Below are 25,299 nucleotides of genomic sequence, written 5' to 3' on the forward strand. Positions count from 1 at the left end.
GAGAAAGCCCCGAGCCAACACTCGGGGCTTTTGCATATCTGGCTTGCAGGTATCGCTGCTATCAATTCACAGCAATCGATCAATAGAAATCGTCGGCCCCGCAGATAAAGAGGCAACTGCTGCGCGGCTGGGCCAGATATTCGCGGGTCAATCCCTCCAGCGGCATGCCGAAGGTGCAGATATCTTGCGGCGAGGGGAGGGCGGTATCGAGGATCCGCCGCCAGTAGCCGCCGACCCCCTTGGGCGGGCTCGGCAGGTTGAAGGTGAGGGGCTCCCAGTAGGCGTTGAACAGCACATAGAGCGCCAGCTTGGTCTCGCTCGACAGCGCCGACATGGCGATGGCGTGGGAGTGGGGGCTGAAATCCGGTTGCCCGGCGTTGACTCCGTGCCAGCAGATCTCGCTGTGGCGCAGGATCTCGGTGAGCGACAGCGGCATGCTCTCCTGCTCCGGGCGCTGGAACAGGTGTTTGCGGTACTGGATCAGCTCCTTCATAAAGCGGAACATCTCCTGACTTCGGGCATTGGGCAGCCAGTTCATCCAGCAGGTGGCATTGTCCTGACAGTAGCCGTTGTTGTTACCCCGCTGGGTGCGCAGCAGCTCATCCCCCATCAGCAGCATGGGGGAGCCCACCGAGAGCAGGGTCGCCACCATCATGTTTTTGGCCTGACGCATCCGCAGGGCGTTGATCTGGGGATCTTCCGTTACCCCTTCATGGCCGTGGTTCCAGCTGAAGTTGTGATCGCAGCCATCACGATTCTCCTCCCCGTTGGCCTCGTTGTGCTTGCTGTTGTAACTGGCCCAGTCCCACAGGGTAAAACCGTCGTGGCAGGTAACGAAGTTGATGCTTTTCTCGGGATCGGCGTGGTGATAGTGGTAGATGTCGGGACTGCCGCAGAGCCGCTCGACAAAGGCGGTGACGCTGTTGTCATCCCCGCGCAGAAAGCGGCGCACATCATCCCGGAACTGGCCGTTCCACTCACGCCAGCGGGCGCCGGCCAGTGACCCCACCTGATAGAGCCCCCCCGCGTCCCAGGCTTCGGCAATCAGCTTGATGTCGGCGATGTTGGGGTCGGTATCTATGGTGCGTAGAGTGGGGGCATTGGCCTGCGGCTGACCCGATTCATCCCGCGACAGAATGGCGGCCAAATCGAAGCGGAAGCCATCGACGTGCATCTCCTGACGCCAGAAGTGGAGGCTGTCCATGATCATCCGCAGCACCACCGGATGAGCGCCGTTGAAGGTGTTGCCGCAGCCCGAATAGTTGGTGTCCTTCTGGTTGTTGTCGAGGATGTAGTAGGCCTCGTTGTCGATGCCGCGAAACGAGAAGGTGGGGCCATCATCACCCCCTTCGGCGGTGTGGTTGTAAACCACGTCCAGGATCACCTCGATATTGGCCTTGTGCAACGCCTTGACCATGTCGCGAAATTCGGTCAGCGGATCATCGCCGCAGGCGTATTGGGCGTGGGGGGCGAAAAAGGACATGGGGCTATAACCCCAGTAGTTGGAGAGTCCTTTGGGCGCATCCTGAGGATCGAACTGGAACACCGGCAGCAGCTCGACGGCGGTGACACCGAGAGATTGCAGGTAGGGGATCTTCTCAATCAATCCGAGATAGGTGCCACGCAGCGCCGGATCGACTCCGGAGCTCGGGGACTTGGTAAAGCCCCCCAGATGCAATTCGTAGATCACCGAGCGGGAGAGGGAGTGAGCGGGCAGTTTGTCTCCTTCCCAGTCGTAGTGGCGAGTATCGACCACCTTGTTCTTGGCGCAACAAGCCAGATTGCTGCCTGGACGGGCCGCCGCCCATCGATCGTAATTGGCGCCAAGCTCGATGCTGCGGCCGTAAGGGTCGAGCAACACCTTCTCGGCATCGAAGCGGGTGCCGCCATATGGGCGCCATGGGCCCTGAATGCGATAGGCGTAACGCTGCCCGACCGAGATCCCCTCCACATGGATATGCCAGTAGTAGGCGGTGCGGTTTAGGCGCGGGGAGAGGGGGATCACCTCGGGGGTCGCATCGTCTGCGCTTGCGAAGAGCAGTAGTTCGACCCGGCTGGCGAGGCGTGCCCAGATCGCGAAGTTGACGCCGTTACTGTCGGGTGTGGCCCCCAACTGACGGCAGTGACCGGCGGAGATGCGCATATTCTACCTACCCAAAATGAGGAGTGTTCACCTTATTGAGTGTAGTGCCGGATGCCTGGCAAGGACTCGATTGCCTGAAAAAACAGCATGATGCTGCTAATGACCGCACTATTTGTCCGATTAATCTACGAATAAACTTTTTTTGAGATATTTACTTGCAATCTGTGCGCTGGCGCCTATTATTGGCGACCTCAGACGCGGGGTGGAGCAGCCCGGTAGCTCGTCGGGCTCATAACCCGAAGGTCGTCAGTTCAAATCTGGCCCCCGCAACCATCTGATATCCTGACCAGTCAAACCGGTGTAACCGGTTGATGGTAAAGGATAAATCGAACTGGCTACTGCTCAGCCACTTCGAGACAATTCGGACGCGGGGTGGAGCAGCTCGGTAGCTCGTCGGGCTCATAACCCGAAGGTCGTCGGTTCAAATCCGGCCCCCGCAACCAAATTTTCGTCAGCCTGCGATTGTGTAAACAGTCGAAGGCAGACAAACGCCACCAAGCTACTGCTCGGCTCGGGGGTGACAATTCGGACGCGGGGTGGAGCAGCTCGGTAGCTCGTCGGGCTCATAACCCGAAGGTCGTCGGTTCAAATCCGGCCCCCGCAACCAACTTTTCGTCAGCCTGCGATTGTGTAAACAGTCGAAAGCAGACAAACGCCACCAAGCTACTGCTCGGCTTGAGGGTGACAATTCGGACGCGGGGTGGAGCAGCTCGGTAGCTCGTCGGGCTCATAACCCGAAGGTCGTCGGTTCAAATCCGGCCCCCGCAACCAACTTTCTGAAAGTTCCCTTCCTGTATTGCCAACCATTGAACAATCCGTCTTGATGCTCGTCACCATCTGGTGATTGCTGCTATTTCTGACGCTTTTTCAAGACCAAAACTGGTCGTATCAACCATTTGTTGGGTATCATCAGGTATCTCTTCATGGATGAGGCACGCGCCTGTGATCACTCCCTTCACCTATCTTCCTCCTGCTATTGAAAGCCGGGATGCCACGGTGGCCGAAGCCCTTGCCCAAGGGCTGCCGTTGCAACTGCTGCTGATCGCCGAAGAGCAGAAGGAGTCCTTGCTTTCGCTCCCCGCCCTTGCGGGTCTCCAGACCCAGCTTGCGTTGGGGAAAAAAGCGCCCTTTACCCTGATGCATGGCAATACCCTGTTGCAGGTGATGTTTGTGGCCGGCAGTGTGACGCGGGATCACCGCCTCTATAAACAGATCAGAGGCTGGATTGCTCCTCTTTCTGGGCTCAATGTGGAGCGGCTCGGGCTGCATCTGGAAGGTTTTTCCCCCTCCGAGCGAGTCATGCTGGCCGAAGTGATGTTGTCGGCCCTGCTTGCGGCCAATATTTCGTTGCCCACCAGCAAGCGCCGCAGTGAAAGCAGCTGGAGCTATCAGCAGATCAAGGTTTCACCCGCGGTGGTGCTGGACTTGGCGCGCCTCTATAGCGAAGCGGGGGGCAACGGGCTGGCTCGCCATCTGGCGGTGTTACCTGCCTCCGAGCTGACGGCCGCCAGCTATCGCGAGTTTGTCAGCAAGCTGGCGCAAGATGAGGGGTGGCAGTGCCATCACTATGATCAGGCGCAGCTGGCCGAGTTGGGGGCGGGGGCGTTTCTGGCCGTTGCTCGTGGCTCGGAAGACAATCAGGGGGCCATGGTCAAGCTCAGCTACTATCCACCCAAGCCGGTGCGCCGCATTGCGTTGGTGGGCAAGGGGATTTGTCACGACTCTGGCGGTTACAACCTCAAGGTCTCCGGCAGCATGTATGGCATGCATCTGGACATGGGGGGCAGCGCGGTGGCGCTGGGGGCCCTCTACGCCATCAGCCGGGCTCAGCTACCCTACGAGGTACACTGCTGGCTGGCCATTGCCGAGAACCATATCGGCCCTCATGCCTATCGTCCTGGCGAGGTGGTGACCGCCATCAATGGCACCTCCATCGAGGTGGTCGATACCGACGCCGAAGGGCGAATGGTACTGGCCGACACCCTGGCAATGGCGGTGCAGGATACCCCGGATCTGCTGCTCGATTACGCAACCCTGACCGGGGCCTGCAAACGGGCGCTGGGTAGCCGTTACAGCGGCGTTTTTACCAATCGCAGCGAATGGATGACATCGCTGGTCAATCTGGGTCAGCGCAGCGGTGAACGAGTCTGGCCCTTCCCGCTTGATGACGATTACGACGACAACATCGAAAGCGAGTGGGCCGATCTGTTGCAGTGTGCGCCGGGCAGTTCTCCGGATCACATTGATGCGGCCCGTTTCCTCGCCCACTTCGTGCCCGAGCAGACCCCCTGGCTGCACTTCGACCTGAGCGGTTTTCGCAACAAGGGGGGCAATGGGGTGGTCTCCAGCGAAGTGACCGGCTTTGGCGTGCGCCTCACGCTGGATCTGCTGGCCAGCCCGCTTGGCAGAGTTGGTCGCCAAACCTCTGAACAATCTGAATGATAACAAGGAGTTCTGTGAAACAACCAAGCTATGACTGGGTGCTGTTCGATTTGGATGAAACCCTGCTCGATTTTCCGGTCGCCTCTGCGCTGACGCACACTCTGCAGATCTATGGCGTACAGGCTGATGACGCCAGCATGGCGCAGTACCACGCCCTCAACCACGGGCTCTGGCAGCAGTACAACGACGGCGAGATCGATGCAACGGCGTTGCAGCAGACCCGCTTCTCCCTCTTTGCCCAGCAGGTCGCCGCCGATCCCATGGCGATGAACAACACCTTTCTGGAGCAGATCATTGCCCTTAGCATGCCTCTTGAAGGGGTGGTCGAGACTCTGCAGCAGCTGCGCAGCAAGGTGCGGATGGGGATCATCACCAATGGTTTCAGCGTGCCTCAGCGGGGGCGGCTCGGCAAACTGGGCTGGAGTGAGTGGTTCGAGCCGCTGGTGATCTCCGACGAGATCCGGGTGACCAAGCCGGCGCCAGCCATATTTCAGCACACCCTCTCCCTGATGGGGCAGCCAGATCCGGCCCGGGTGCTGATGGTGGGGGATAACCCGAAAACCGATATTGCCGGGGCGGCGGCGCAGGGGCTGGCGACCTGCTGGTACAACCCGGCGCGGCAAGCGGGCGAGTGCGATGCCACCCACGAAATCCACCACTTCGCCCACCTTGCCGATATTGTGCTGGGACGCTGATAGCCAGGCTTAATCCATCACGTTATCGGTGACCAAATCGTCCTGGCAAGTTGCAACCAGGGTTGTTTGAGACAGGATTGGGTTTGCTTGAGACAGTAAGGGGAGCTGATGCTCCCCTTACTTATGAGAGTTTTCCTGTGAATGCAGGGATCTGAACTGGTAGCGATCGAGGATCTGCTGATAGTCGGGACTCTGTTTCAATTGATCGATAGCCTGATTGATCCGCTGCAGTTGCGCCTCAGTAGTGCTCTCTTTGCTCAGCATCAGGTGAACCGGCGTGACTTCGATACGCAGCAGGGTATGCAGCTGATCCTGCACTTCATCCTTATCCTGCCATTCCTGCAGTCCGTGGGGATCCAGAATAAACTCCTGGATCCGTCCCCCTTGCAACATCTTCAGCAGCTGATCCAGCCGCAGGCGCATCTGCAAACGGGGCTGCAGCTCGGGCCTTGCCATCAACTGGCGGAAGGTATTGCCGTAATCAAAGCCCTTGAGCACCCCGATATGAAAGTCAGGGGTGTTGATCAACTGCTCCAGGGTGGTGATCCCGCGCCAGCGCTCGGCATCTTGCCGACGGATGACGATGGCCGTTTCCTCTTCCCGATAGGGGTGGCTGAAGCGGGCATATTGCTGGCGCTCGGCGGTGATATTGGCTGACATGGCCAGTTGAACCGTGCCGAATTTCAGCTCGTGCAACACGCGAGCCCAGGGCATTTCACTGAATCTGGCCTGATAACCGGCACGCAGGAAGATGGCGTTGAGCAGCTCCACATCCAGTCCGCGGAGCTGTTGTTGTTCATTGCGATAACTGAAGGGCTGCCAGTCGACCCAGCCCACGACCAATGACTCTTGTGCCGTAGCCTGGCAACACAAACACCATAACAACAAGAGTCTGTACACAACGCATACCCTCGAACAGGCTGATACGGTTGAGTATTGGACAGGAACGACGGAGTAACCAGTGCTGAGGGTTGAGCGGATGCACAGATGTGCATCCCTCACAGTTCGTGGGCGTGGAATCCCTTGCGATAGCGGGCTTCGCAGCGCGGGCAGCGTTGCAGGGTCGGATCCTGTTCCAGCTGTTCGATGGAAAGCGGCTCTTCACAATCGGAGCAGAGGCCATAGAGGCCGAGATCCATCTGGCAGAGTGCCGCGTCGATCCGCTTGAGGCGGGCCACGCTCTGCTCTACCTTCGGCAGATCTAGCCGGCTGGTCAGTTCCACCAGTTGATCCTGCTCGCAGTGACCGACCTGTTCGGCCCACTCGTCACGGCGGCAGGCTTTGAGCTGACCGATCAGCGTTTCTCGTACTTGGGCCCAGTCTGACAGCAGGCGATTACGCCAGACAGTCAACTGTGCTTGCGTCATTTCACACACATTATCCCCCACAGGACAGACGACAGATTCGGGGCAGTATAGGGATCCGATAACTCTATCAAGATGATATGCGTCAAGTTAAACGTGGTTAGCTGTGGCTTTTGGCTGCTTGCAGCAGGGCATCGCGGATCGGATCCGTCTCTTTGAGCACCCGGATCTCCTGAAACAGCTGGTCCGCTTCGGGATATTCCCGCTTGAGATAGCTGAACCACTGTTTGATGCGGCTGGGGTAGTAGTCGGCTTTTTCGCTGGCCAGATCCTGCTCGGTATAGCTCACCATCAACTGCAGCACCTCGGCCCAGCTCATGTGCGGGCAGCCGGTTTTCATCACGTTGGCCAGATTGGGCAGGGAGATGGCGCCGCGCCCGACCATCAGGGCATCGCAACCCGAGACCCTGGCGCAGGCGAGGGCATCTTTATGATCCCAAATCTCGCCGTTGGCGGTGACGGGGATGGGTAGGGCGCGGCGAATGGCATCCACATACTCCCAGTGGGCGGGTGCCTTGTAGCCTTCGCGCTTGGTGCGGGCATGAACGGCCAGCTCGTTGGCGCCCCCCTGGAAGACCGCCTGGGCGTTCTCCAGATAGAGCTCCTTGTCATCGTAACCGAGACGAATTTTTGCGCTCACCGGCAGATGGGCGGGCACCGCCTCGCGCACCGCCTTGACGATGCGGTAGATGGTCTCGGGCTCTTTGAGCAGCACCGCACCGCCCTTGCTCTTGTTGACCGTAGGGGCGGGACAGCCGAAGTTGAGATCGACGCCGGGGGAGCCCAGCTCGATGGTGCGCACGGCGTTCTCGGCCAGCCACTCGGGGTGTTGCCCCAGCAGTTGTACCCGCACCGGGGTGCCTGCGCGGGTTTTGCCATCTTGCAGCAGTTCAGGGCAGAGGCGGTAGAACACCTTGGTGGGCAGCAGCTGATCGACGACCCGGATAAACTCGCTCACGCAGAGATCGTAATCATTGACGGAGGTGAGTACCTCCCGCATCAGGTGATCCAGTACCCCCTGCATGGGGGCCAAAATAACGCGCATAACGGCTTTCCGACGAGAGTGGCAAGAAAAAAGAGCGCAGATTGTAGTGGGGTTGCGGCCAGCTGTCAGCACCCGCTCAAACTCTGTTAGGCTAGAGGGAGATAAATCACGCAAGGAGAAGGAATGAAGCGTTGGTGTCTGATGGCGCTCGGGTGGCTGGCATTTGCCACCGGTATCGTGGGCATTGTGCTGCCGCTGTTGCCGACTACCCCCTTCATGTTGCTGGCTGCCGCCCTGTTTGCCCGCTCGTCGCCCCGTTTTCATCGCTGGTTGCTGACCCATCCCTGGTTTGGCCCGCCCATCGTGGATTGGCAGCAGTATCGCGGCATTCGTCGTCAGGCCAGACGGCGCGCCATTATCTTCATTTTGCTCACCTTTTCGGTGTCGCTGGCGGTGGTGCCACTGCTGTGGGTCAAGGGGTTGCTGGTTATCATAATGGTGATCCTGCTCACCTGGTTAATGCGCCTGCCGGTGCTGGAGCCAGTTGCAATGGTGAAGTGAAGTCCCTAAGCTATTGCAGCAATAATGCTATGGAGTCGGCCTGTCATTTTTGCGTGACAGGCTTTTTTATTTCCCGCAGAAGGGAATTGAGAAAAAATGGCCACCCCTGGGTCAAAAAAATAAGCGGTCAACACATGAATCCGGAAACCCTGAAATTTATCGAAGCAAGCATCAAGACCATTCCCGACTATCCGAAGCCGGGCATTCTGTTTCGTGACATCACCAGCCTGATCGAGAACGCCGAGGCCTTCAAGGCCACCATCGATCTGCTGGCCAATCATTATCGTGATCAAGGGATCACCAAGATTGTTGGCACCGAAGCCCGCGGCTTCATCTTTGGCGCACCGGTTGCCTATGCCATGGGACTGGGCTTCGTGCCGGTCCGCAAGCCGGGCAAGCTGCCGCGCGAAGTGATCGAGGAGTCCTATGCCCTCGAGTACGGTACCGACACCCTGCAACTGCACACCGATGCCATCGTGCCCGGTGACAAGGTGCTGGTCGTGGACGATCTGCTGGCGACTGGCGGTACCGTCGATGCGACCGTCAAGCTGATCCGCCGTGCCGGTGGTGAAGTGGCCGATGCGGCCTTCATCATCTCCCTGCCGTCTCTGGGGGGCGATGCCCGCCTGACTGCTGCTGGCATCAAGGTAGTCTCACTGGTCGAGCTGGCCGGCGAGTAATGCCTCTTCGGCCCGATCCTCTGCATCGGGCCTGCATTGAACCGGTGCCCTTGTGGGCATCGGTTTGAAAATCAAGCGATCCCTCCCGCTCTCACCGATAGCCGATACAGCCAGCCCGCCATTTGTGTTAGCATCCGGCCTCAATGCCCTGTCTTCCCTGCATGATGGATTTATGAGCTATCAGGTTCTGGCGCGTAAATGGCGCCCCCATACGTTTGAACAAGTGGTAGGCCAGCAACATGTGCTGGCCGCCTTGACCAACGCCCTGGATCAGGGACGGCTGCATCACGCCTATCTGCTGAGCGGTACCCGCGGCGTCGGCAAAACCACCATCGCCCGTATTCTGGCCAAGAGCCTTAACTGCGAGCAGGGGATCAGCAGCCACCCGTGCGGCGTCTGCGATACCTGCCGCGAGATCGATCAGGGCAACTTTGTCGACTTGCTGGAGATTGACGCGGCGTCGCGCACCAAGGTGGAAGATACCCGTGAGCTGCTCGACAACGTGCAGTACCGCCCGGCCCGTGGCCGCTTCAAGGTCTATCTCATCGATGAAGTGCACATGTTGTCGCGCCACAGCTTCAACGCGCTGCTGAAAACCCTGGAAGAGCCGCCTCCCTATGTGAAGTTTTTGCTGGCCACCACGGATCCACAGAAGCTACCGATCACCATTCTCTCGCGCTGCCTGCAGTTTCATCTGAAGAGTCTGGATCAGACCCAGATCGCCAAGCAGCTCGAATGGGTGCTGGATCAGGAGGGGCAGCCCTTCGAACCCCGCGCCCTGCTGGCCCTGGCCAAAGCCGCGGACGGCAGTATGCGCGATGCCCTGAGCCTGACCGATCAGGCGCTGGCCCACGGTAACGGCAGCGTGCGCCTCGAGAGCGTGCTGGCGATGCTGGGCACGCTCGATCACCGCCATCTGCACCAGCTGCTGGAAGCCATTTTGCGGCAAGATGCCCCCGCGACCATGGCCAAGATCACTGAGATCGCCACCCTGGGCCCCGATTTTGATCAGCTCCACGCCGAGCTGGAAGGCTTGCTCCATCGCATCGCCATGGCGCAGCTGCTGCCTGCCAGCGTGCAGGAGCAGGGGGCGGATGCTGATTCCCTGCTGCAACTGGCCAAGGCGATGAGCCCGGAAGAGGTGCAGCTCTGCTACCAGATCGTGCTGGGTGGCCGTAAAGATCTTCCCTGGGCTCCCGATGGCCGCACCGCGCTGGAGATGACCTGCCTGCGAATGCTCGCCTTCTCCCCAAGGCGTGATGCCCTGCATCCGGCCAGCCTCACCGCGTTGCCCCCGTCAATGATGAGCAATGCAACGCCGGTTGGCACCTTGCCGGGAAAGCGCCCGGCCGCTGAATCGGCCGCACTGGCTCCGATCAGCGGCGCCGTGCCCGCGGTTGATGTCTCCCTGCCTGCGATGACGGATGACATCGGCAATCCCGCCGACAGCGAGGAGGAGGCGCAAGCCGCCGAGCTGTTCAGCCAGCAGGATGAACTGCTGCGCGAAGCCGCGGGCATGGGGTATCAACCCGAGCCCGCGTTGCCACGTGTGCAGCCCGATGTGTCTGCGCACTCAGCCGCACAGCCCGCAGATGCGGATGATCGAGCGCCTGCCGCAGCCGATACCGACTATTCCCATGGCGAGCCGCTGACTGCCAGCATCGAGCCCGCGCTCGAACCGACAACCGCGCCGGTTAGCGCACCTGAAGCTGTTTCAGCGGTGTCGAGCATGCAAAGCCTGCTTGGCAAGCGAAACATGCTGCGCAGCCGCCAGCGTGGTCAGGATGCCCCAGCGGCGCCCGCGCCGCGCGCAGTGCCGGTTGCGCCAGCTCGTCCTGTCGCGCCCGCTGCTGCACCGGTCGTCGCCCAACAGCCAGCCCCGATCAGTCAACCGACCGGGCAGGGGATAGCGGCGATGGGTCACTATGATGATCTGCCGCCAGTGGATCTCTATAGCGACAGTTACGAGCCGCAGGGTGACAACGGGGAATACGAAGAGTACCTCAATCAGGGCTTTGCCGAGCAGACTCCGGTGATGAGCCACGCCCCTGTCACGGCTCCGGCCCAGCCAACCGATCTGCCACCCTGGGATCTCGACGGGCAGCCGAGCTATCGACCCGGTGAGCGCAGCGCTGCGGCGCCAGCGGTGACGCCCACCCCAGCGACCCAGCCGCCCGTTGCCACCACGGCAGTGGCTGCTGCCCCTGTGACGCAGAGCGAACCCCCTCAGCCTGTGATGGAGACCATCGACTGGGATGAGCTCGAAAGCGACAGCGAGCCGCAAGAGGGAGAGGCGACTCGCCTTATCCCCTCCTCGCTACTCAATGGTTGCGGCGACCCTTGGGCCGAGCTGATTGCCCACACTCAGGTGGGTGGGCGGCTGCGCCAGCTGGCCATCAACTCGGTGATGACGCGAGAAGGGGACAAGGTGTTACTGACCCTCAAACCCGAGCAGCGCCATCTGGTGAGCGACAAGGCGCGCGCCGATCTGGCCGAGATCATTGGACCAGCGCTGGGGCAACCGGTGCAGGTCGAGGTGACGCTCGGTGTGGTGCCTGACCAGGAGACCCCCCTCGAGATCGAACACCGCCTTTATCTCGGGGTGCGCGAGCAGGTGACCCGGGACCTAGAGCAGGATCCCAACGTGCAGTTTTTAGTTCAGCGGTTTGGTGCCGTGCTTCATCACGAGAGCATCGAGCCCCTCAACCGCTAAATTCCGTGGCCGGGAGCTTGCTTCCGGTTGAAAAGCAGTTTGGCTGTCCCCATCTAGGACAGACAAGCCCACAGCCCGGCGCTGGATGCCGGATTTCAAGACGAGAGACGACATATGTTTGGTAAAGGTGGAATGGGGAACCTGATGAAACAGGCCCAACAGATGCAAGAGCGTATGCAGAAGGCGCAGGAGCAGCTGGCTCAGATGGAAGTGACCGGTGAAGCCGGTGCTGGCATGGTCAAAGTCACCATGACCGGTAGCCACAGCGTCCGTCGCATCGAGATCGACCCCTCCCTGATGGAAGATGACAAGGAGCTGCTGGAAGATCTGGTTGCTGCCGCTTGCAACGATGCCGTGCGTCGTGTGGAAGAGCAAAACAAGGCCAAGATGGGCGAACTGACCGGTGGCATGCAACTGCCGCCAGGCTTCAAGATGCCCTTCTAAGACGACTCTCCCCGCGCATTCTTGCTCCCTTGTCGCTAGCCATTCGGGCCACGGCAAGGGAGACGGCCGAGAGACCCAAAGACGCAGCGTTATTGCTCGGCGATACGCTGCGTTTTTTTATGGGCGCCATGCTGGCGTGGACGGGCTCTAACTATCCCTTCTGCGGATCGGTTGCTACAGTGCAGGCCGATTACGCCATGAAACGCAGTGCTTCGATTCGCCAAGGTGGCGCTGCTATTTGTCGATACCCGCTATCGGATATCCCGGTTTGGCGTGGCCGGGCGGGAGCGGCATAATGGCGGCTTGCCGTATTGAGGAGATTGTATGAAATATATCGGAGCCCACGTCAGTGCGGCCGGCGGGGTGGAGAATACCATCGCCCGCGCCCAGGCCATCGGGGCCAACGCGTTTGCCCTCTTTACCAAGAATCAACGTCAATGGCAGGCCGCCCCCTTGTCGGATGCCACCATCCGTGCCTTCAAGGCGGCTTGTGACAAGGCCGGTTTTCTGCCGGAGCAGATCCTGCCCCACGACAGCTATCTCATCAATCTGGGCCACCCGGATCCCGATGGTCTGGCCAAATCCCGCGATGCGTTTCTCGACGAGATGAAGCGTTGCGAGCAGCTGGGGCTCTGTTATCTGAACTTCCATCCCGGGAGTCATCTCAAGCAAATACCCGAGGCGGCCAGCCTCAAACTGGTGAGCGAGTCCATCAACTGGGCGTTGGAGCGCAGTGAAGGGGTGACGGCGGTAATCGAAAATACCGCCGGGCAGGGGACCAACCTCGGCTGGTCATTCGAGCACCTCGCCACCATCATCGAGGGAGTGGAGGACAAGAGCCGCGTCGGGATCTGTTTCGATACTTGCCACGCATTTGCCGCAGGTTATGATCTGCGCACTGCCGAGAGCTGCGCTGCCGTCTTTGCAGAGTTCGACCGCACGGTGGGTTTTCACTATCTCAAGGGGATGCATATCAACGGTGCCAAGTGCACCTTCGGTAGCCGTGTCGATCGCCACCACAGCTTGCGGGAGGGCAATCTGGGGGAGGCAGTGTTCCACCACATCATGAATGATGATCGCTTCGATCGCATTCCGCTGATCCTCGAGACCATCGATGAGTCCATCTGGGGCGAGGAGATCAGCTGGTTGCGTTCGCTGCAACAGGCGTAGACCAGATTCTCTGGATAAAGAGAGGGAGCCGCGGCTCCCTCTCTGCTTTTTGCGTTTCTGCCATTGGCATGTTGGCCTGCCAGCGGCGCTCTGGTCGGGCGTTACGCCGGGCTGATCGCCTCGGCATCGTTCATCTGAGCCCGGCAGAAGTGGATAAAGTGGCGCAGGGAGGCGGAGTGGTACTTCTGCTTGTGCCAGATAAGGGAGAGCTGGCGCGGGAAGCGGCGGGTGAGGGGAAGGGCGACCAGTCGCCCATCCTTGAGCCGATCAGAGACCGCCAGCCGGGAGATAAAGGAGATCCCCAGCCCCTTCTCCACCGCCAGCATTACCGCCTCCAGAGTGTTGAGTTCAAGCCCTGGTTGCCAGCGGGGCAGCTCGGGCTGGATCTGCTGGATAAATTGCTCGCGGCTGCCCGATTGTGCTTCACGCAATACCCAGGTCTCGCCCCCCAGACGGGAGAGGGAGAGCTCCTTCTTGTTGGCAAGCGGGTGACCGGGTGGCGCCACCACCAGCATCTCGTCCTGCAGCCAGGGTTCGGCGAGCAGGTCGGGGTGGTGGTTCTCCCCCTCGATCAGTGCCATATCCAGCTCGAAGTTGGCCAGCGCATGGCAGAGCAGGTGAGTGTTGTTGATGGTCACCTTGGGGGGGAGTCCCAGCTCCTGTTTGCTGCTGGCGAGCAGGGTGGGGAGCAGGTAGTTGCCGATGGTCTGGCTGGCACCAAGGCGCAGCTGGCCGCTCGGCTCGGCATCGGGGCTGAACAGGTTCTCGATATCCTGCATCCGGGTCAGCAGCTCTTCGGCGGCCGGTTGCAGCAGGCGCCCCTCGTTGTTGAGCTGCAATCTGGGGTGAATGCGGTCAAACAGCGGGGTGGAGAGCTGGCGCTCCAGTTCCTGCAGCGACTGGGAGACAGCCCCCTTGCTCAGGCAGAGCTCGTTGGCGGCAAGGCCAAGGTTTCCATAGCGGGCAATGGTGGCGAACACTTTCAGCTGCTGCAGGGTCAGTTTCATCGTGTTTGGTTTTCCTGAATGATTGATTTAATTCATTTAGATATCGTAAACGATAAGGGGCTATTATCCTATCGCCATAGTCATCAATAGAAAGGTGTCATCATGATCGCAAGAACCCGTAAATCACTGGCTGCCGCCCCAACCCCCATGGCGGGTCTGGCGCTGGGCATCGCCAGCCTTGGTTGGTGTTGGGAAAATGCCGGTCACTTCGATGGCCGGATGCAACTGCTGGGCGCTGCCATTGCGGCCGTGCTGCTGGTGATCCTGACCTTCAAGTTTCTGCTTCACCCCCGCCTGCTGTTGCAGGATCTCGCTCACCCCGTGGTGGGCAGTGTGGTTCCGACCTATGCCATGGGCACCATGGTGGTCTCCAAAGCGCTCGGTATGATTGCGCCGCAAGCGGGCGAGGCCCTCTGGCTGTTTGCCGTGGCGGTTCACCTGCTGTTCCTGGCCACCTTTATCTGGCATCGCGCCAAAGAGTTTGAAATCCACCACATGGTGCCGAGCTGGTTCGTGCCGCCGGTGGGGATCATCGTGGCTGACGTCGCCTTCCCGGGTGGTCAATTTGCCCCGCTGGCCAACGGTCTGCTCTGGTTCGGGATCATCTGCTACGGCCTGATGCTGCCGCTGATGCTCTATCGCCTGCTCTTCAGCCATGAAGTGCCGGATGCCGCCAAACCGACCATCGCCATTCTGGCGGCCCCTGCCAGCCTCTCTCTTGCCGGTTACCTGACCGTCAGTCAGGAGCCGTCACTGCTGCTGGTGGCTGTGCTGCTGGGGATAGCCATCCTGATGACCGGCATCATCTATCTGGCCTTTATCAAACTGCTGCGTCTGCCCTTTTCGCCGGGTTATGCCGCCTTCACCTTCCCGCTGGTGATCGGTGCCACCGCTCTGTTCAAAGTGGCCCATCTGGTTGAAGGGTTTGCGCAAGGCAGTCACTACGTCGAGCAGATCAGACTGCTGGCCCACTTCGAGCTGGGGGTGGCTACCGTCATCGTCGGGTATGTGGCACTGCGTTACCTGATGTTTTTTCTGCCGCAGCGTGATACAGAAATGAACAACGGCATGGCCCGCCAGGGTGCTCACCGTTAAGTCTTGAAGAAGATGTGACATCGGGAAATGGATAAGCAGTGCGCTCCGAGAGCGACGGGATAAACGACCAGTCATACGATGGATGGACAAAGAGCCTCCACCCTTGTTGTGTAACGAGCAAAATGCCCCGCAGTGCGGGGCATTTTTTTATGGTTTTTTGATGTGGCGCCCGTGGCGGGCTATTTGCCATGGATTTAACTGGTATTACCTGTCAGGACGACTACAATGCAGCACCACTTTTTCGCTCGACCCCAATACATGTCGTCCCAAGATCCCGTATTTGACTCCTCCTTTGAAGCCCGTTTTCTGCATCCCCGCTACTGGTTCAGCTGGCTGGCGCTCGGTGTGCTGATGCTGCTCGCCTTTGTGCCGGTGCGATTGCGCGACCGTTTGGCCGAAGCCTTGGCACCGCTGGTGTTTCGTATCTCGAAAAAACAGATCTATATCGCCAGAACCAATCTGGAGATCTGCTTCCCGGACAAGAGCCCGGAAGAGCGGGATGCCATTGCACTGACCTCGATCCGGGTCGGCCTCAAGAGTCTGTTGGGATTTGGCGAGTTCACCATGCGCAGTCAGCGTTATCTGATGAGCCGGATGCAGGTGATCGGTTGGGAGCATATCGAGGCGGAGCGGGCGGCCGGCCGTCCGGTGATCCTGGTGGTGCCCCATACCTGGCCGGTGGATGCCGCCGGTTACTGCTTTACCCAGCGCGGGGTGCCGATGTGCACCATGATGAAACGGGCGCGCAATCCGGTGTTTGATTGGCACCTCAACCGTGCACGAGCCAAGAACGGCTGCCGCGTCTATGAGCGCAGCGCCGGGATCAAGGCGGTGATCAGGACCATCAAGAGCGGTCGCAGCTTCTTCTATCTGCCGGATCAGGATCATGGCCGCGAGAAGAGCATCTTCGCCCCCTTCTTTGGCTATCCCAAAGCGACCCTGCCTGCCTTGCCCCGTCTGGTGCAGGTCAGTGGCGCCAAGGCGGTGCCGCTGCTCGCCTGCTATGACGAAGCGAATCACTGCTACCGGCTGGAGATTGAGGCACCGTTCGACAACTATCCCACCGAGGATGTGATGGCCGATACCTGTCGCATGAACGACACGGTGCAACAGCAGCTGATGCGCCATCCGGGCCAGTACATGTGGTTCCTCAAGATCTTCGATACCCGTCAGGATCAGGAGGGGCTGGATGGCCTTTACGAGGCGGGGATCCAGCGGATCCGCAAGGGATTGTCGCCCCACGGTTGACACAGAATTTGGATTGATTGAAATGGCCCCAGGTGGGCCATTTTTTATGATAACTAGTCTGATCAGTGCCTTGCGGGTCGATGGCCTGCCTCCCCAGGGTAGAAAAAAATGTCAGGATAACTACAATAACCGTTTGTTTTTGATGACTTGATGGCCGCCATGTCTGCGTTAGATCCGGTATTTGATACCTCATTTCATAGCCGCCTGCTGCATCCCAAATGGTGGGGCAGCTGGTGTGCGCTGGGCCTGCTTTCCCTGCTGGCATTTACCCCCGCGAGACTGAGGGATCGCTTTGCCGACCTGGTCTCTCCAACCCTGCTGCGTTTTTCGAAAAAGCAGGCCTATATCGCCGATACCAACCTCAAGATCTGCTTTCCCGAGCTGGATGCCGCTGCACGGCAGGCGCTGCTACTCAAATCGATCCGGGTCGGGCTCAAGACCTTTATGGGCTTTGGCGAGCTCAGCTGGCGCAGCAAGGCGCGGCTGACCCGCCGCATCAAGGTCACCGGCTGGGAGCATGTGCAAGCGGAGCAAGCCGCGGGCCGTCCGGTGATCCTGGTGGTGCCTCATACCTGGGCGGTCGACATGATTGGCCGCTACTTCTCCATGATGGGCATCGAGATGTGCACCATGATGAAGAGCCCGAAAGATGAGGTGTTCGACTGGTACATCAACCGCGAGCGGGCCAAAGGGGGCAAGGTCTATGAGCGCAGCGCCGGGATCAAACCGGCGATCAAGTCGATCCGCGCCGGCGCCAGTTTTTTTTACCTGCCGGATCAGGATCACGGCCGCGAGGCGAGTGTGTTTGTTCCCTTTTTTGGTCGCCCCAAGGCAACCCTGCCAGCCTTGCCCAAGCTGGTGAAGCTGACCGGTGCCAGAGCGGTGCCCATCTTCGCCAGCTATGACGAGGATGAGGGGCGCTATCTGCTGGAGATCGAGCCGCCGTTTGACCCTTATCCCACCGCCGATCTGCTGGCAGACGTCAATGCCATGAACCGGGTGGTAGAGATGCAGGTGGCGCGCCATCCCGAGCAGTACATGTGGTTTCTCAAGATCTTCGAAACCCTGGAGCATCAGGAGGGGGATGACGGCCTCTATGAAGCGGGGATCCAGCGCATTCGTCAGGGCTTGCCGCCCGAACCTTGAAAATTGGCCCGCTTGCGGGCCATTTTTGTTGGCACAGGCGCCTTTCGTATTTGGTCTGCTGCTGGTGGTTTTTAAGGCGAACGGGTGGACAAAAACAGCGCAAACAGGGGATAACAGGGTGTCTTATGAAAGGGAGAGGCAGGTGAGCGTGCGCGGAGCTATCTTCGAGAGCGGAAATAGGGTAAAAGGGCGGCCATGAAAATTCCAAATCGAATCCAACCTCTGGTTGATGACGGCCTGGTCGATGAGGTCGTCAGCCGGTTGATGAGCGGCAAAGAGGCCGACGTCTATGTGGTGCGCTGCGGCGACGAGATCCGCTGCGCCAAAGTCTATAAAGAGGCGTCCAAGCGCAGCTTCAAGCAGGCCGTGGTCTATCAGGAGGGGCGCAAGGTGCGTAACAGCCGCAGCGCTCGCGCCATGGAGAAGGGCTCCAAGTACGGACGCAAACAGCATGAAGAGGTGTGGCAGAACACCGAGGTCGACGCCCTGTTCAAGCTGGCGGCGGCCGGTGTGCGGGTGCCGCAGCCCTATGTCTGCCTTGATGGCGTCCTCTTGATGGAACTTATCACCGATGAGGATGGCAATGTCGCGCCGCGCCTCAACGATGTGGCGCTTACCCCCGAGCAGGCGGTCATCGACCATGCCAAGGTGATCCGTTACGTGGTGCGCATGCTCTGCGCCGGTCTTATCCATGGCGATCTCTCCGAGTTCAATGTGCTGGTGGATGAACAGGGCCCGGTCATCATCGACCTGCCCCAGGTGGTGGATGCCGCCGCCAACAACCAGGCCAAGGCGATGCTGGAGCGGGACGTCAACAATATGCGCAACTACTATGGCATGTATGCCCCCGAGCTGCTCAAGACCCGTTATGCCCAGGAGATGTGGGCGCTGTTTGAAGATGGCAAACTCACCCCCGATAGCGAGCTGACCGGTCACTTTGAAGAGAGCCGCGCCGCCATCGATCTCGATTCGGTGCTGCAGGAGATTGAGAGCGCCGAGGAGGAGGCCTATGCCCGTCAGGCCCGGATGAAGGCGGAGCAGGAAGACAGCTACTAACGGTCTTGCCACGTTCGCAAAAAGAGCGCCTTCGGGGCGCTCTTTTTATTACTGCTGCGGCTATGGTCGGCTGGGGCCGGGGGCTAGCTGATACATCTCTAGCCAGTTGCGATCCCCCGGATGGAAGCGCCGTCCCAGCAACACGCCACCGGCTGCTGTAATGACCTTGCGGGAAGCCAGATTGTCTTGGTCACAGCAGATCAGTACCGGCGCCGCCAGTACCTGTTGTTGCACCCAGCGCAGCAGCACGGTCGCAGCCCCTTCGCCACGGCGAGAGGGGCGGGTTTCGTAACCAATATGACCCAGCCACTGGCGGGTTGCCTCATTGTCACCGTGACGAAGGCGCAGGGTGGCGATGATCTCCTCGCCATCGAGGGCAAAATAGGTGGTGGTCGGCAGGTATCCACTGGGCAAGTTGCACCCTTCTGCGTGATCCAGCAGGCTCTGTAGCCAGCCGTCCGGGTCAAATTGCGCCACCTGATAGAGCGGCTGTCCGTCCTCGGCGCATTCGGTGACATAGCGCCGGTAAGCCGGGGTATCTGCCAGCCTGGCCGGTCGGCACTGCAGAGCGAGCACTGCGCTCATGACAGGAGCGCACAGGGCGGCAGCGGCTGCGGCTCGTTGTGGTGGAGCTCCTGTACGCAGGCTCGTTGCCTTCCAGCCTGTTTGGCGGCGTAAAGGGCCTGATCCGCGCGCAGGTAGGCCGCTTCAAACCCCTCGTCAGGGTGCAGCGAGGTGAGGCCGATGCTGAGGCTGATGGGGCCACCGGCCAGCGCCCGGGTCGCCTCGGCGATCTGTTGCTGCAAGGCGTGGCAGTAGTCTGGCAGGGTCTGTGGGTCAGCCATCAGCAGCAGGGCCAGCTCATCGCCGCCAAGCCGACCGGCCATGCCCTCAGAAGGCAGGGTATTGGTGATCACCCGACCCACGGCCCGCAGCATGGCATCACCGGCGGGGTGGCCGTGGCGGTCGTTGATCTGCTTGAAGTTGTCCAGATCGATCAGCAGCAGCTGGCCGGGGCTCGTCACCTCGCGGGCACGCAGGGCCACCTGGCGTTCGAAATAGTGGCGGCTGAACAGGCCGGTCAGCTCGTCCTGATTGGCGCGACGCTCCAGCTTGCGCTGGGTGGCCAGCAGGGCTTGCTGTTGGCGGGTGTGGACCAGGCTCAGAAGCAGATAACTGCGGGCGATGGTAAAGAGCAGGCTGAGCAGGATCACAGGCCCGAGCAGCGGGTCGGTGAAGGAGTTGGCCGCCAGCTCCGGCTGCCAGAGGTGTTTGGCGATCCGCAGCAGTTGCAACAACAGTTGCAGGCCGAGCAGCAGAATGGCAAAGCGCAGCACCCGATAGACGGGGGCCAGCCGCTGGTAGCGCCAGAGCTGCCAGATAAGCAGCGCAATCTGCAGCGAGAGCACGCCGGAGAGCACGATGATCCGGCTATGCACATCAAAGAGGGGTTGCTGCAGGGCGGTCAGGGCAAACAGGACGAAACCACCGAGGGTAACGGCGGGCAGCAGCCAGCCCAGTTGATCGGCTTCACGGCGAAAGAAGTGGCGCATCCCCCGTTCATAGAGCAGGGTGGTCGACATCAACAGCAGGTTGGTGCAGAGAATATTGGCAAGGGATGCATTTCCCTCAAGGGGGCGCAGCAGCAGGCAGCAAAAAGCCCCCGCGATAACCAGTTCCCCCGCTGACCAGTAGATCAATGCCCTGATCTGGCGATGGGTGTGCCACATGGCGGCGAAAATGGTGGCGACCCCCACATGTGACAGCGTGACGAACAGCACCAGACTCAACAACTGGGCCGAGGAAAACAGACTTGGCATCAAGGGGCTCTCTGGGAAGTCACCTGTGAACGAACAGGCGATGGGGTATCGCCCGCTGGCAGTGGCCGATCACAACATGAATCCAACCTATTATCAATGGGTTAAATGGCCGAATGTGCTCACCTCCGACTTCTTGCAGGATGGCGACTGCTGACTCGATTTATCAGCGCATAAGGAGCCATTTTATTGTCTTGTCAGTCAATTTCGCTGCGTGAAAGGTGGTTGTGTTGGCGGCAGGGTGCACCCAACCGCCAGAGGTTGTGCTAATCGCAGGTTGCAGCAGGCAAACGCATGACGATGGCCTCCCTGTCCAGATGGGCCAGCAGACGGCGCACGTCGTTGAGGCGGATGATCAGGGTAGCGGTGTTGACCAGCGGATGGCACTGCACCTGTTCGGCCTGCCAGATGGCCTCGTCCACCACCAGCTCTACCGCTTTTTCCCTGTCGCGCACCATGGCGAGCAGGGTCACCGATCCCGGGGTGAGGCCGAGCACCGCATCGAGCCGCTCCGGGGAGCCAAAGCTCAGCCGCTTGACGCCGAGCATGACCGCCAGCGCCTTGAGGTCGACCCGGTGATCCTCCGGACTCACCACCAGAAACAGCCGCTCGCTTTTCGGATCGCGCAAAAAGAGGTTCTTGGTCTTGGCGGCGGGCTGGTCGGGTAGCAGCCTGCTCGCCTCCTCACAGGTAAACACCGGAGGATGGTCAAAGCACTGGTAGGGGATAGCCAGCTGATCCAGCAGGGAATAGATTGCCACAAAGACTCCTTTCGTCGGCGAAGAGTGGTCAGAACGGGATGGGCGGGAATAACGTCCGGATCGAGCTTACCAGTTTGACTCCCGCCTCGCAGCCAGCGTGACGATTGCGAGCAGGCACTGTATGAACGTACAATAGTCCCATTCTCGGACAGCCCCTTTACGCTTCATGACTGCAACCCAGCCCACCGTATCCGCCACTCCGCCCCTCGACGGTTTTATCCTGACCCGCCATGGTCGGGACGTGCGCGGTCGCAACGGGCTGCCTGCAACCACCGAAATCGTGATGTGGCTCTGGAGCGCGCAGGGGCCGGTACGGGTGGTGGTGCCGGGGCAGGAGCCGGTGTTCTTCCTGCCGCAGAGCCATATGGCAGAAGCCGCCGAGCTGTTCAAAGGCGCCGGAGTGAGCGGACGGTTTCGCCGCCTGCCGATGCACACCTTCGACGGTCGCCCCGTGGTGGGCTGCTATTTCGCTACCCTGAGCGCCTTTCACCGCGCCATCGAGCTGCTGCTCATTCGTGGGCTGGAGCACTTCGAGGCGGATATCCGGCTGCCAGAGCGCTTCCTGATGGAGCGTTTCATCACCGCTGGTGTGCGCTTCGATGGCCGGGCGGTGAAAAAGGGGGGCAAGCAGGGCTACTGGGAGGTGAACGAGGCACGCTGCGCGCCGCAGGCGGTGACGCCAACCCTCTCCTGGATATCGCTGGACGTGGAGTGTGCCATGGACGGGGCCCTCTTCTCGGTGGGGCTCTACAGCGAAGAGGATGCACGGGTCATCATGATCGGCACCCCGGAAGCGGATGCCGAGAGCTGGGGCACCCAGGTCCAGTGGGTAGAGGACGAGAGCGCCCTGCTGAGTGCGCTGGAGAGCTGGTTCAGCCTGCATGACCCCGATCTGGTTATCGGCTGGAACGTGGTCAACTTTGACTTTCGCCTGCTGCTGCGCCGCGCCGAGCTTAACAAGCGGCGACTGCGGCTCGGGCGGGGGCGCGAGCTCTGCTTCTGGCGCTCGTCACGGGGCGATCCCCAAACCGGCAACGTCATTATCCCCGGGCGCATGGTGCTCGACGGCATCGATACCCTCAAAAGCGCCACCTGGCAGTTTGCCAGCTACAGCCTGGATGCGGTGGCGAGCGAACTGCTCGGCCGTGGCAAGGATATCGAGGACGTGGCCAATCGGGGGGAGAAGATCACCGAGCTGTTCCACTCCGACAAGGAGGCGCTGGCCCGCTACAACCTGGAAGATTGCAAGCTGGTGTGGGAGATCTTCGATTACTGCCACCTTATCCCGTTTGCCATCGAACGCGCCTCCCTCACCGGTCTTGAGCTGGACAGGGTAGGGGGCTCGGTGGCGGCCTTTACCAACCTCTATCTGCCGCGGCTCCATCGTGGCGGCTACGTGGCCCCCAATTTGCCGGCCGACGGGGGGCTGGCGAGCCCCGGCGGCTATGTGATGGACTCCAAACCCGGTCTCTATCGCCATGTGCTGGTGCTCGATTTCAAGAGCCTCTATCCCAGCATCATCCGCACCTTCTGCATCGATCCCATGGGACTCATCGAGGGGTTGCAACACCCCGAGCACGCCATTCCAGGCTTTCGCGGCGCCATGTTCTCCCGCGAGCGGCATTTCTTGCCGGAACTCATCGCCACCCTGTGGGCGGCGCGGGATCGGGCCAAGGCCGCCAGCAACAAGGCACTCTCCCAGGCCATCAAGATCATCATGAACTCCTTCTACGGCGTGCTGGGGTCGGGGGGCTGCCGTTTCTATGATCCGCGCCTAGCCTCATCTATCACCCTACGTGGCCACAGCATCATGCAGCAGACCCGCGAGTGGATTGAGGCGAAGGGGTTCGAGGTGATCTATGGCGATACCGACTCCACTTTCGTTCATCTGGGGCGCGAGACCAGCCCCGATGAGGCGGACGAGATCGGCCAGCGACTGGCGCAAATGATCAACGATAACTGGGCTGCACTGATCAAGCGCGAGTTCGATCTGCCGAGCTATCTGGAGATCCAGTACGAGACCCACTACCGCCGCTTTCTGATGCCCACCATCCGCGGCTTGGAGAAGGGCAGCAAGAAGCGCTATGCGGGGCTGGTTGGCAAGGCCAGCGAGGGGAGTGAACAGCTGGTGTTCAAGGGGCTCGAATCGGTGCGTACCGACTGGACCATGCTGGCCAAGCAATTCCAGACCCGCCTCTATGAGCTGGTGTTTCACGATGAAGATCCCAGCGGCTATGTGCGCACCATGGTGGATGAGACTCGCGCCGGTCGTCACGACGATCTGCTCATCTACCGCAAACGGCTGCGCCAGAAGCTCGAGGAGTATCAGAAGAACGTGCCACCCCATGTGCGGGCGGCGCGGCTGGCCGATGAGGAGAACCTGCGTCGCGGTCTGCCCCAGCGCTATCAGCATCGGGGCGCCATCGCCTATCTGATGACCCTCAATGGCCCAGAGCCGCTGGAGTACCGGCGCAGTGCCATCGATTACGAACACTATATCGACAAGCAGTTGCGACCCATTGCCGACGCCATCCTGCCCTTTATCGGCGAGTCGTTCGACCGGATCTGTGGTCAGCAGCTGGATCTTTTCTGATTGGTGCAAGTTGGCACTTTACTTCCCATGAATACTGGATAAAAATACAGTTATAAATCATGGAGAAGTTTCCTATGCGTCTTGAAATCATCATCGACAGAAAACATCAGATCCCGACCTCGACCATGGAGGCGCTGCGTCAGGAGCTGCTCAAGCAGCTTGGCGAAAAATTCCCCGACATCCATGTGCGGGTCGCGCCGGGCAGCGCCATGGCCCTGACCGTCAGCCGTGCCAGCAAGGAAGACAAAGAGCTGGCCGAAGCCATGGTGCAGGAGGTGTGGGAGAACGCCGAGAGCTGGATGCCGGAAGAGAACGTCGCATCCTGATCCCGCACTGTCAGTGGATAACACGGGCGTTGGATACATGGGCGGCGAATAAACGTGCATGCCCGCTATCGATTCGCAGATCCCCGGACAACAAAAAACGCAGCCAGGTGGCTGCGTTTTTTGTTGGTGGTGAGAGGCTCGCGGTGGTTTCTGGCTTTGGGTTGAGCCTGGCCCGTTACAACCCCGCCCAGCTTTTCAGGCTCTGCTGCTGCACCCGGCGATTGGCTTCGCGGATCTCCCCTTTGGCGCGCAGGTCGGCCAGCGCAATGGGCAGTGCGGTGCGTATCTCGTCACTGCTCATTCCGGCTTTGAGGGCCGGGTGATAGGCCATCTTGAGCAGCACATAGTCGAGCCCGGTCAAAAAGCTGTCGATGCTGTTGTCATTGAAGATGGAGGGAAACACCTTGTCCGAGTCGTTGGGCAGCCCCATCACCTGGGTGAACTCCTCCACCACGCAGTCGAGAAAGCGACCCTTGGCCCGGCTGTAGTCTACCGGAATGATGATGGTGGCACGGCTGATCTCGTGTTTCGCATTGGTTGCGAAGTTGGCAAGGCAGAGCCCCTCCTTGAGCGCCATCTTGACTGATGGATCGCCCCCCATGGTGCGGTTGGCCCAGCTCTTCATCTTGCTGTAGTCGGTCATGATCAGGGTGAGGTTGGGCTTTGCGGCCACCATGCTGATGGAGTGGCCGGTGATGCGGGCCAGATGGGCCGCCTGTACCTTCACCACGTCGGCCTGCAGCGGCTTGTCACCCGACTCGTTGATAAGTTGCAGCCGGATCGGCTGCTGCCAGCGGGCAAAACGGGTCTGCCTGGCTTCGCCATACTCCCGCTCCATGGCGATGGCCATAAAGCTCTCGGTGAGATAGCTGTCGCTCTGCCAGCGCTCATCGGCCCGGGCGCTGTGGCCCGCGAGCAGAAGCAGCAGGGCCAGCAGCCCGTGTGACGAGCTGCGGGGACGGGCAGCGCGGCCCAAGCTGGTCATTACCAAAGTGGCAATAAAGCGGGTGGCACCAAAGGGGGTTGCGGCGAATGACATGTTTCCTCCCTGAA

At 60.3% G+C, this 25,299-nt stretch carries 23 protein-coding genes and 4 tRNA genes; 18 read left to right on the forward strand and 9 right to left on the reverse strand.

Annotated elements, in window-relative coordinates; translation table 11 throughout:
- Window positions 1-79: 79 nt before the first annotated feature.
- A complete protein-coding gene (glgX, locus tag VF684_RS13155; protein ID WP_058058466.1) occupies window positions 80-2,143 on the reverse strand; it encodes a glycogen debranching protein GlgX in 2,064 nt (687 codons plus the stop codon).
- Between the two features lie 196 nt (window positions 2,144-2,339).
- Here glgX and VF684_RS13160 point away from each other — a divergent pair.
- From VF684_RS13160 to yjjG, 6 genes are all read left to right on the forward strand, one after another.
- Window positions 2,340-2,416 (forward strand) — tRNA-Met (locus tag VF684_RS13160).
- A gap of 93 nt (window positions 2,417-2,509) precedes the next feature.
- Window positions 2,510-2,586: transfer RNA gene (locus VF684_RS13165), tRNA-Met, on the forward strand.
- Between the two features lie 87 nt (window positions 2,587-2,673).
- Window positions 2,674-2,750, forward strand: a tRNA-Met gene (locus tag VF684_RS13170).
- An 87-nt stretch (window positions 2,751-2,837) separates the two neighbouring features.
- A tRNA-Met gene (locus tag VF684_RS13175) sits at window positions 2,838-2,914 on the forward strand.
- 171 nt (window positions 2,915-3,085) lie between these two features.
- The gene (locus VF684_RS13180; RefSeq protein WP_279460544.1) at window positions 3,086-4,585 is read left to right on the forward strand and encodes a M17 family metallopeptidase; all 1,500 of its coding nucleotides are present in this window, start codon (window positions 3,086-3,088) and stop codon (window positions 4,583-4,585) included.
- Window positions 4,586-4,599: 14 nt separating this feature from the next.
- Window positions 4,600-5,280, forward strand: coding sequence for a pyrimidine 5'-nucleotidase (gene yjjG, locus VF684_RS13185; protein WP_005333455.1), 681 nt, complete (start codon window positions 4,600-4,602; stop codon window positions 5,278-5,280).
- A 117-nt stretch (window positions 5,281-5,397) separates the two neighbouring features.
- Here yjjG and VF684_RS13190 read toward each other — a convergent pair whose 3' ends face one another.
- The 3 genes from VF684_RS13190 to dusC form a co-directional block, all read right to left on the reverse strand.
- Window positions 5,398-6,117: a substrate-binding periplasmic protein gene (locus tag VF684_RS13190; protein WP_440174309.1), complete on the reverse strand. Its 720-nt coding sequence runs from the start codon at window positions 6,115-6,117 to the stop codon at window positions 5,398-5,400.
- 161 nt (window positions 6,118-6,278) lie between these two features.
- Window positions 6,279-6,647 carry a TraR/DksA family transcriptional regulator gene (locus tag VF684_RS13195; protein WP_019445807.1) on the reverse strand — a complete coding sequence of 123 codons (369 nt, stop codon included), beginning with the start codon at window positions 6,645-6,647 and terminating at the stop codon, window positions 6,279-6,281.
- Between the two features lie 97 nt (window positions 6,648-6,744).
- Window positions 6,745-7,689 (reverse strand): tRNA dihydrouridine(16) synthase DusC, encoded by a 945-nt coding sequence (gene dusC, locus VF684_RS13200; RefSeq protein ID WP_279459051.1) that lies wholly within the window; start codon window positions 7,687-7,689, stop codon window positions 6,745-6,747.
- 123 nt (window positions 7,690-7,812) lie between these two features.
- Between dusC and VF684_RS13205 the strand changes: the two genes are divergently transcribed.
- From VF684_RS13205 to nfo, 5 genes are all read left to right on the forward strand, one after another.
- Entirely contained in the window at window positions 7,813-8,190 is a 378-nt protein-coding gene (locus VF684_RS13205; RefSeq protein ID WP_064335934.1) for a YbaN family protein, read from the forward strand.
- A gap of 134 nt (window positions 8,191-8,324) precedes the next feature.
- Window positions 8,325-8,870, forward strand: coding sequence for an adenine phosphoribosyltransferase (gene apt / locus VF684_RS13210; protein WP_005352403.1), 546 nt, complete (start codon window positions 8,325-8,327; stop codon window positions 8,868-8,870).
- Window positions 8,871-9,042: 172 nt separating this feature from the next.
- A complete protein-coding gene (gene dnaX / locus VF684_RS13215) occupies window positions 9,043-11,583 on the forward strand; it encodes a DNA polymerase III subunit gamma/tau (RefSeq protein ID WP_279459049.1) in 2,541 nt (846 codons plus the stop codon).
- Between the two features lie 114 nt (window positions 11,584-11,697).
- Complete coding sequence (locus VF684_RS13220) at window positions 11,698-12,027, forward strand: YbaB/EbfC family nucleoid-associated protein (RefSeq protein WP_005333445.1); 330 nt, start codon at window positions 11,698-11,700, stop codon at window positions 12,025-12,027.
- A gap of 324 nt (window positions 12,028-12,351) precedes the next feature.
- Window positions 12,352-13,197: a deoxyribonuclease IV gene (gene nfo, locus VF684_RS13225; RefSeq protein WP_201913605.1), complete on the forward strand. Its 846-nt coding sequence runs from the start codon at window positions 12,352-12,354 to the stop codon at window positions 13,195-13,197.
- Window positions 13,198-13,298: 101 nt separating this feature from the next.
- Here the strand turns inward: nfo and VF684_RS13230 are convergent, their stop codons facing one another.
- The gene (locus VF684_RS13230) at window positions 13,299-14,204 is read right to left on the reverse strand and encodes a LysR substrate-binding domain-containing protein (RefSeq protein WP_201913602.1); all 906 of its coding nucleotides are present in this window, start codon (window positions 14,202-14,204) and stop codon (window positions 13,299-13,301) included.
- A gap of 102 nt (window positions 14,205-14,306) precedes the next feature.
- Between VF684_RS13230 and VF684_RS13235 the strand changes: the two genes are divergently transcribed.
- The 4 genes from VF684_RS13235 to VF684_RS13250 all read left to right on the forward strand — a co-directional run bounded on the left by VF684_RS13235 (window position 14,307) and on the right by VF684_RS13250 (window position 18,749).
- A complete protein-coding gene (locus VF684_RS13235; protein WP_201913598.1) occupies window positions 14,307-15,299 on the forward strand; it encodes a TDT family transporter in 993 nt (330 codons plus the stop codon).
- Window positions 15,300-15,557: 258 nt separating this feature from the next.
- Entirely contained in the window at window positions 15,558-16,547 is a 990-nt protein-coding gene (gene lpxM / locus VF684_RS13240) for a lauroyl-Kdo(2)-lipid IV(A) myristoyltransferase (protein ID WP_201913596.1), read from the forward strand.
- A gap of 150 nt (window positions 16,548-16,697) precedes the next feature.
- Window positions 16,698-17,693 carry an LpxL/LpxP family acyltransferase gene (locus VF684_RS13245; RefSeq protein ID WP_162515105.1) on the forward strand — a complete coding sequence of 332 codons (996 nt, stop codon included), beginning with the start codon at window positions 16,698-16,700 and terminating at the stop codon, window positions 17,691-17,693.
- Between the two features lie 195 nt (window positions 17,694-17,888).
- Window positions 17,889-18,749, forward strand: coding sequence for a PA4780 family RIO1-like protein kinase (locus VF684_RS13250; protein WP_021231339.1), 861 nt, complete (start codon window positions 17,889-17,891; stop codon window positions 18,747-18,749).
- Between the two features lie 60 nt (window positions 18,750-18,809).
- Here the strand turns inward: VF684_RS13250 and VF684_RS13255 are convergent, their stop codons facing one another.
- Window positions 18,810-19,334 carry a GNAT family N-acetyltransferase gene (locus VF684_RS13255; protein ID WP_139441119.1) on the reverse strand — a complete coding sequence of 175 codons (525 nt, stop codon included), beginning with the start codon at window positions 19,332-19,334 and terminating at the stop codon, window positions 18,810-18,812.
- Complete coding sequence (locus tag VF684_RS13260; protein ID WP_139441120.1) at window positions 19,331-20,569, reverse strand: GGDEF domain-containing protein; 1,239 nt, start codon at window positions 20,567-20,569, stop codon at window positions 19,331-19,333. Before VF684_RS13260 ends, VF684_RS13255 begins: the two co-directional genes overlap by 4 nt.
- A gap of 25 nt (window positions 20,570-20,594) precedes the next feature.
- On the opposite strand from VF684_RS13260, the gene VF684_RS13265 reads away from it, so the two are divergent.
- A complete protein-coding gene (locus tag VF684_RS13265) occupies window positions 20,595-20,723 on the forward strand; it encodes a hypothetical protein (protein WP_265176784.1) in 129 nt (42 codons plus the stop codon).
- 109 nt (window positions 20,724-20,832) lie between these two features.
- Here VF684_RS13265 and VF684_RS13270 read toward each other — a convergent pair whose 3' ends face one another.
- The gene (locus VF684_RS13270) at window positions 20,833-21,327 is read right to left on the reverse strand and encodes a prolyl-tRNA synthetase associated domain-containing protein (protein WP_139441121.1); all 495 of its coding nucleotides are present in this window, start codon (window positions 21,325-21,327) and stop codon (window positions 20,833-20,835) included.
- 166 nt (window positions 21,328-21,493) lie between these two features.
- Between VF684_RS13270 and VF684_RS13275 the strand changes: the two genes are divergently transcribed.
- Both VF684_RS13275 and VF684_RS13280 read left to right on the forward strand, forming a co-directional pair.
- A complete protein-coding gene (locus tag VF684_RS13275; protein ID WP_279459048.1) occupies window positions 21,494-23,920 on the forward strand; it encodes a DNA polymerase II in 2,427 nt (808 codons plus the stop codon).
- Between the two features lie 74 nt (window positions 23,921-23,994).
- Window positions 23,995-24,246, forward strand: coding sequence for a DinI family protein (locus VF684_RS13280; RefSeq protein ID WP_005333426.1), 252 nt, complete (start codon window positions 23,995-23,997; stop codon window positions 24,244-24,246).
- A 175-nt stretch (window positions 24,247-24,421) separates the two neighbouring features.
- On the opposite strand, the gene VF684_RS13285 is transcribed toward VF684_RS13280, so the two are convergent.
- On the reverse strand, window positions 24,422-25,285 hold the full coding sequence (locus tag VF684_RS13285) for a DUF2927 domain-containing protein (protein ID WP_279459044.1): 864 nt from the start codon (window positions 25,283-25,285) through the stop codon (window positions 24,422-24,424).
- Between the last annotated feature and the right edge of the window lie 14 nt (window positions 25,286-25,299).

Origin of the sequence: Aeromonas sp. Lyrl_2, assembly GCF_051948815.1 — a bacterium.
GTDB classification, from domain to species: Bacteria; Pseudomonadota; Gammaproteobacteria; order Enterobacterales; family Aeromonadaceae; genus Aeromonas; species Aeromonas veronii.

What these genes read in the sequence shown, in the direction of transcription:
- glgX (WP_058058466.1), bottom strand. Translation starts at nt 2,143, where the DNA reads ATGCGCATCTCCGCCGGTCACTGCCGTCAGTTGGGGGCCACACCCGAC.
- VF684_RS13195 (WP_019445807.1), bottom strand. Translation starts at nt 6,647, where the DNA reads ATGACGCAAGCACAGTTGACTGTCTGGCGTAATCGCCTGCTGTCAGAC.
- dusC (WP_279459051.1), bottom strand. Translation starts at nt 7,689, where the DNA reads ATGCGCGTTATTTTGGCCCCCATGCAGGGGGTACTGGATCACCTGATG.
- VF684_RS13205 (WP_064335934.1), top strand. Translation starts at nt 7,813, where the DNA reads ATGAAGCGTTGGTGTCTGATGGCGCTCGGGTGGCTGGCATTTGCCACC.
- apt (WP_005352403.1), top strand. Translation starts at nt 8,325, where the DNA reads ATGAATCCGGAAACCCTGAAATTTATCGAAGCAAGCATCAAGACCATT.
- dnaX (WP_279459049.1), top strand. Translation starts at nt 9,043, where the DNA reads ATGAGCTATCAGGTTCTGGCGCGTAAATGGCGCCCCCATACGTTTGAA.
- VF684_RS13220 (WP_005333445.1), top strand. Translation starts at nt 11,698, where the DNA reads ATGTTTGGTAAAGGTGGAATGGGGAACCTGATGAAACAGGCCCAACAG.
- nfo (WP_201913605.1), top strand. Translation starts at nt 12,352, where the DNA reads ATGAAATATATCGGAGCCCACGTCAGTGCGGCCGGCGGGGTGGAGAAT.
- VF684_RS13230 (WP_201913602.1), bottom strand. Translation starts at nt 14,204, where the DNA reads ATGAAACTGACCCTGCAGCAGCTGAAAGTGTTCGCCACCATTGCCCGC.
- VF684_RS13235 (WP_201913598.1), top strand. Translation starts at nt 14,307, where the DNA reads ATGATCGCAAGAACCCGTAAATCACTGGCTGCCGCCCCAACCCCCATG.
- lpxM (WP_201913596.1), top strand. Translation starts at nt 15,558, where the DNA reads ATGTCGTCCCAAGATCCCGTATTTGACTCCTCCTTTGAAGCCCGTTTT.
- VF684_RS13245 (WP_162515105.1), top strand. Translation starts at nt 16,698, where the DNA reads ATGGCCGCCATGTCTGCGTTAGATCCGGTATTTGATACCTCATTTCAT.
- VF684_RS13250 (WP_021231339.1), top strand. Translation starts at nt 17,889, where the DNA reads ATGAAAATTCCAAATCGAATCCAACCTCTGGTTGATGACGGCCTGGTC.
- VF684_RS13255 (WP_139441119.1), bottom strand. Translation starts at nt 19,334, where the DNA reads ATGAGCGCAGTGCTCGCTCTGCAGTGCCGACCGGCCAGGCTGGCAGAT.
- VF684_RS13260 (WP_139441120.1), bottom strand. Translation starts at nt 20,569, where the DNA reads ATGCCAAGTCTGTTTTCCTCGGCCCAGTTGTTGAGTCTGGTGCTGTTC.
- VF684_RS13275 (WP_279459048.1), top strand. Translation starts at nt 21,494, where the DNA reads ATGACTGCAACCCAGCCCACCGTATCCGCCACTCCGCCCCTCGACGGT.
- VF684_RS13280 (WP_005333426.1), top strand. Translation starts at nt 23,995, where the DNA reads ATGCGTCTTGAAATCATCATCGACAGAAAACATCAGATCCCGACCTCG.
- VF684_RS13285 (WP_279459044.1), bottom strand. Translation starts at nt 25,285, where the DNA reads ATGTCATTCGCCGCAACCCCCTTTGGTGCCACCCGCTTTATTGCCACT.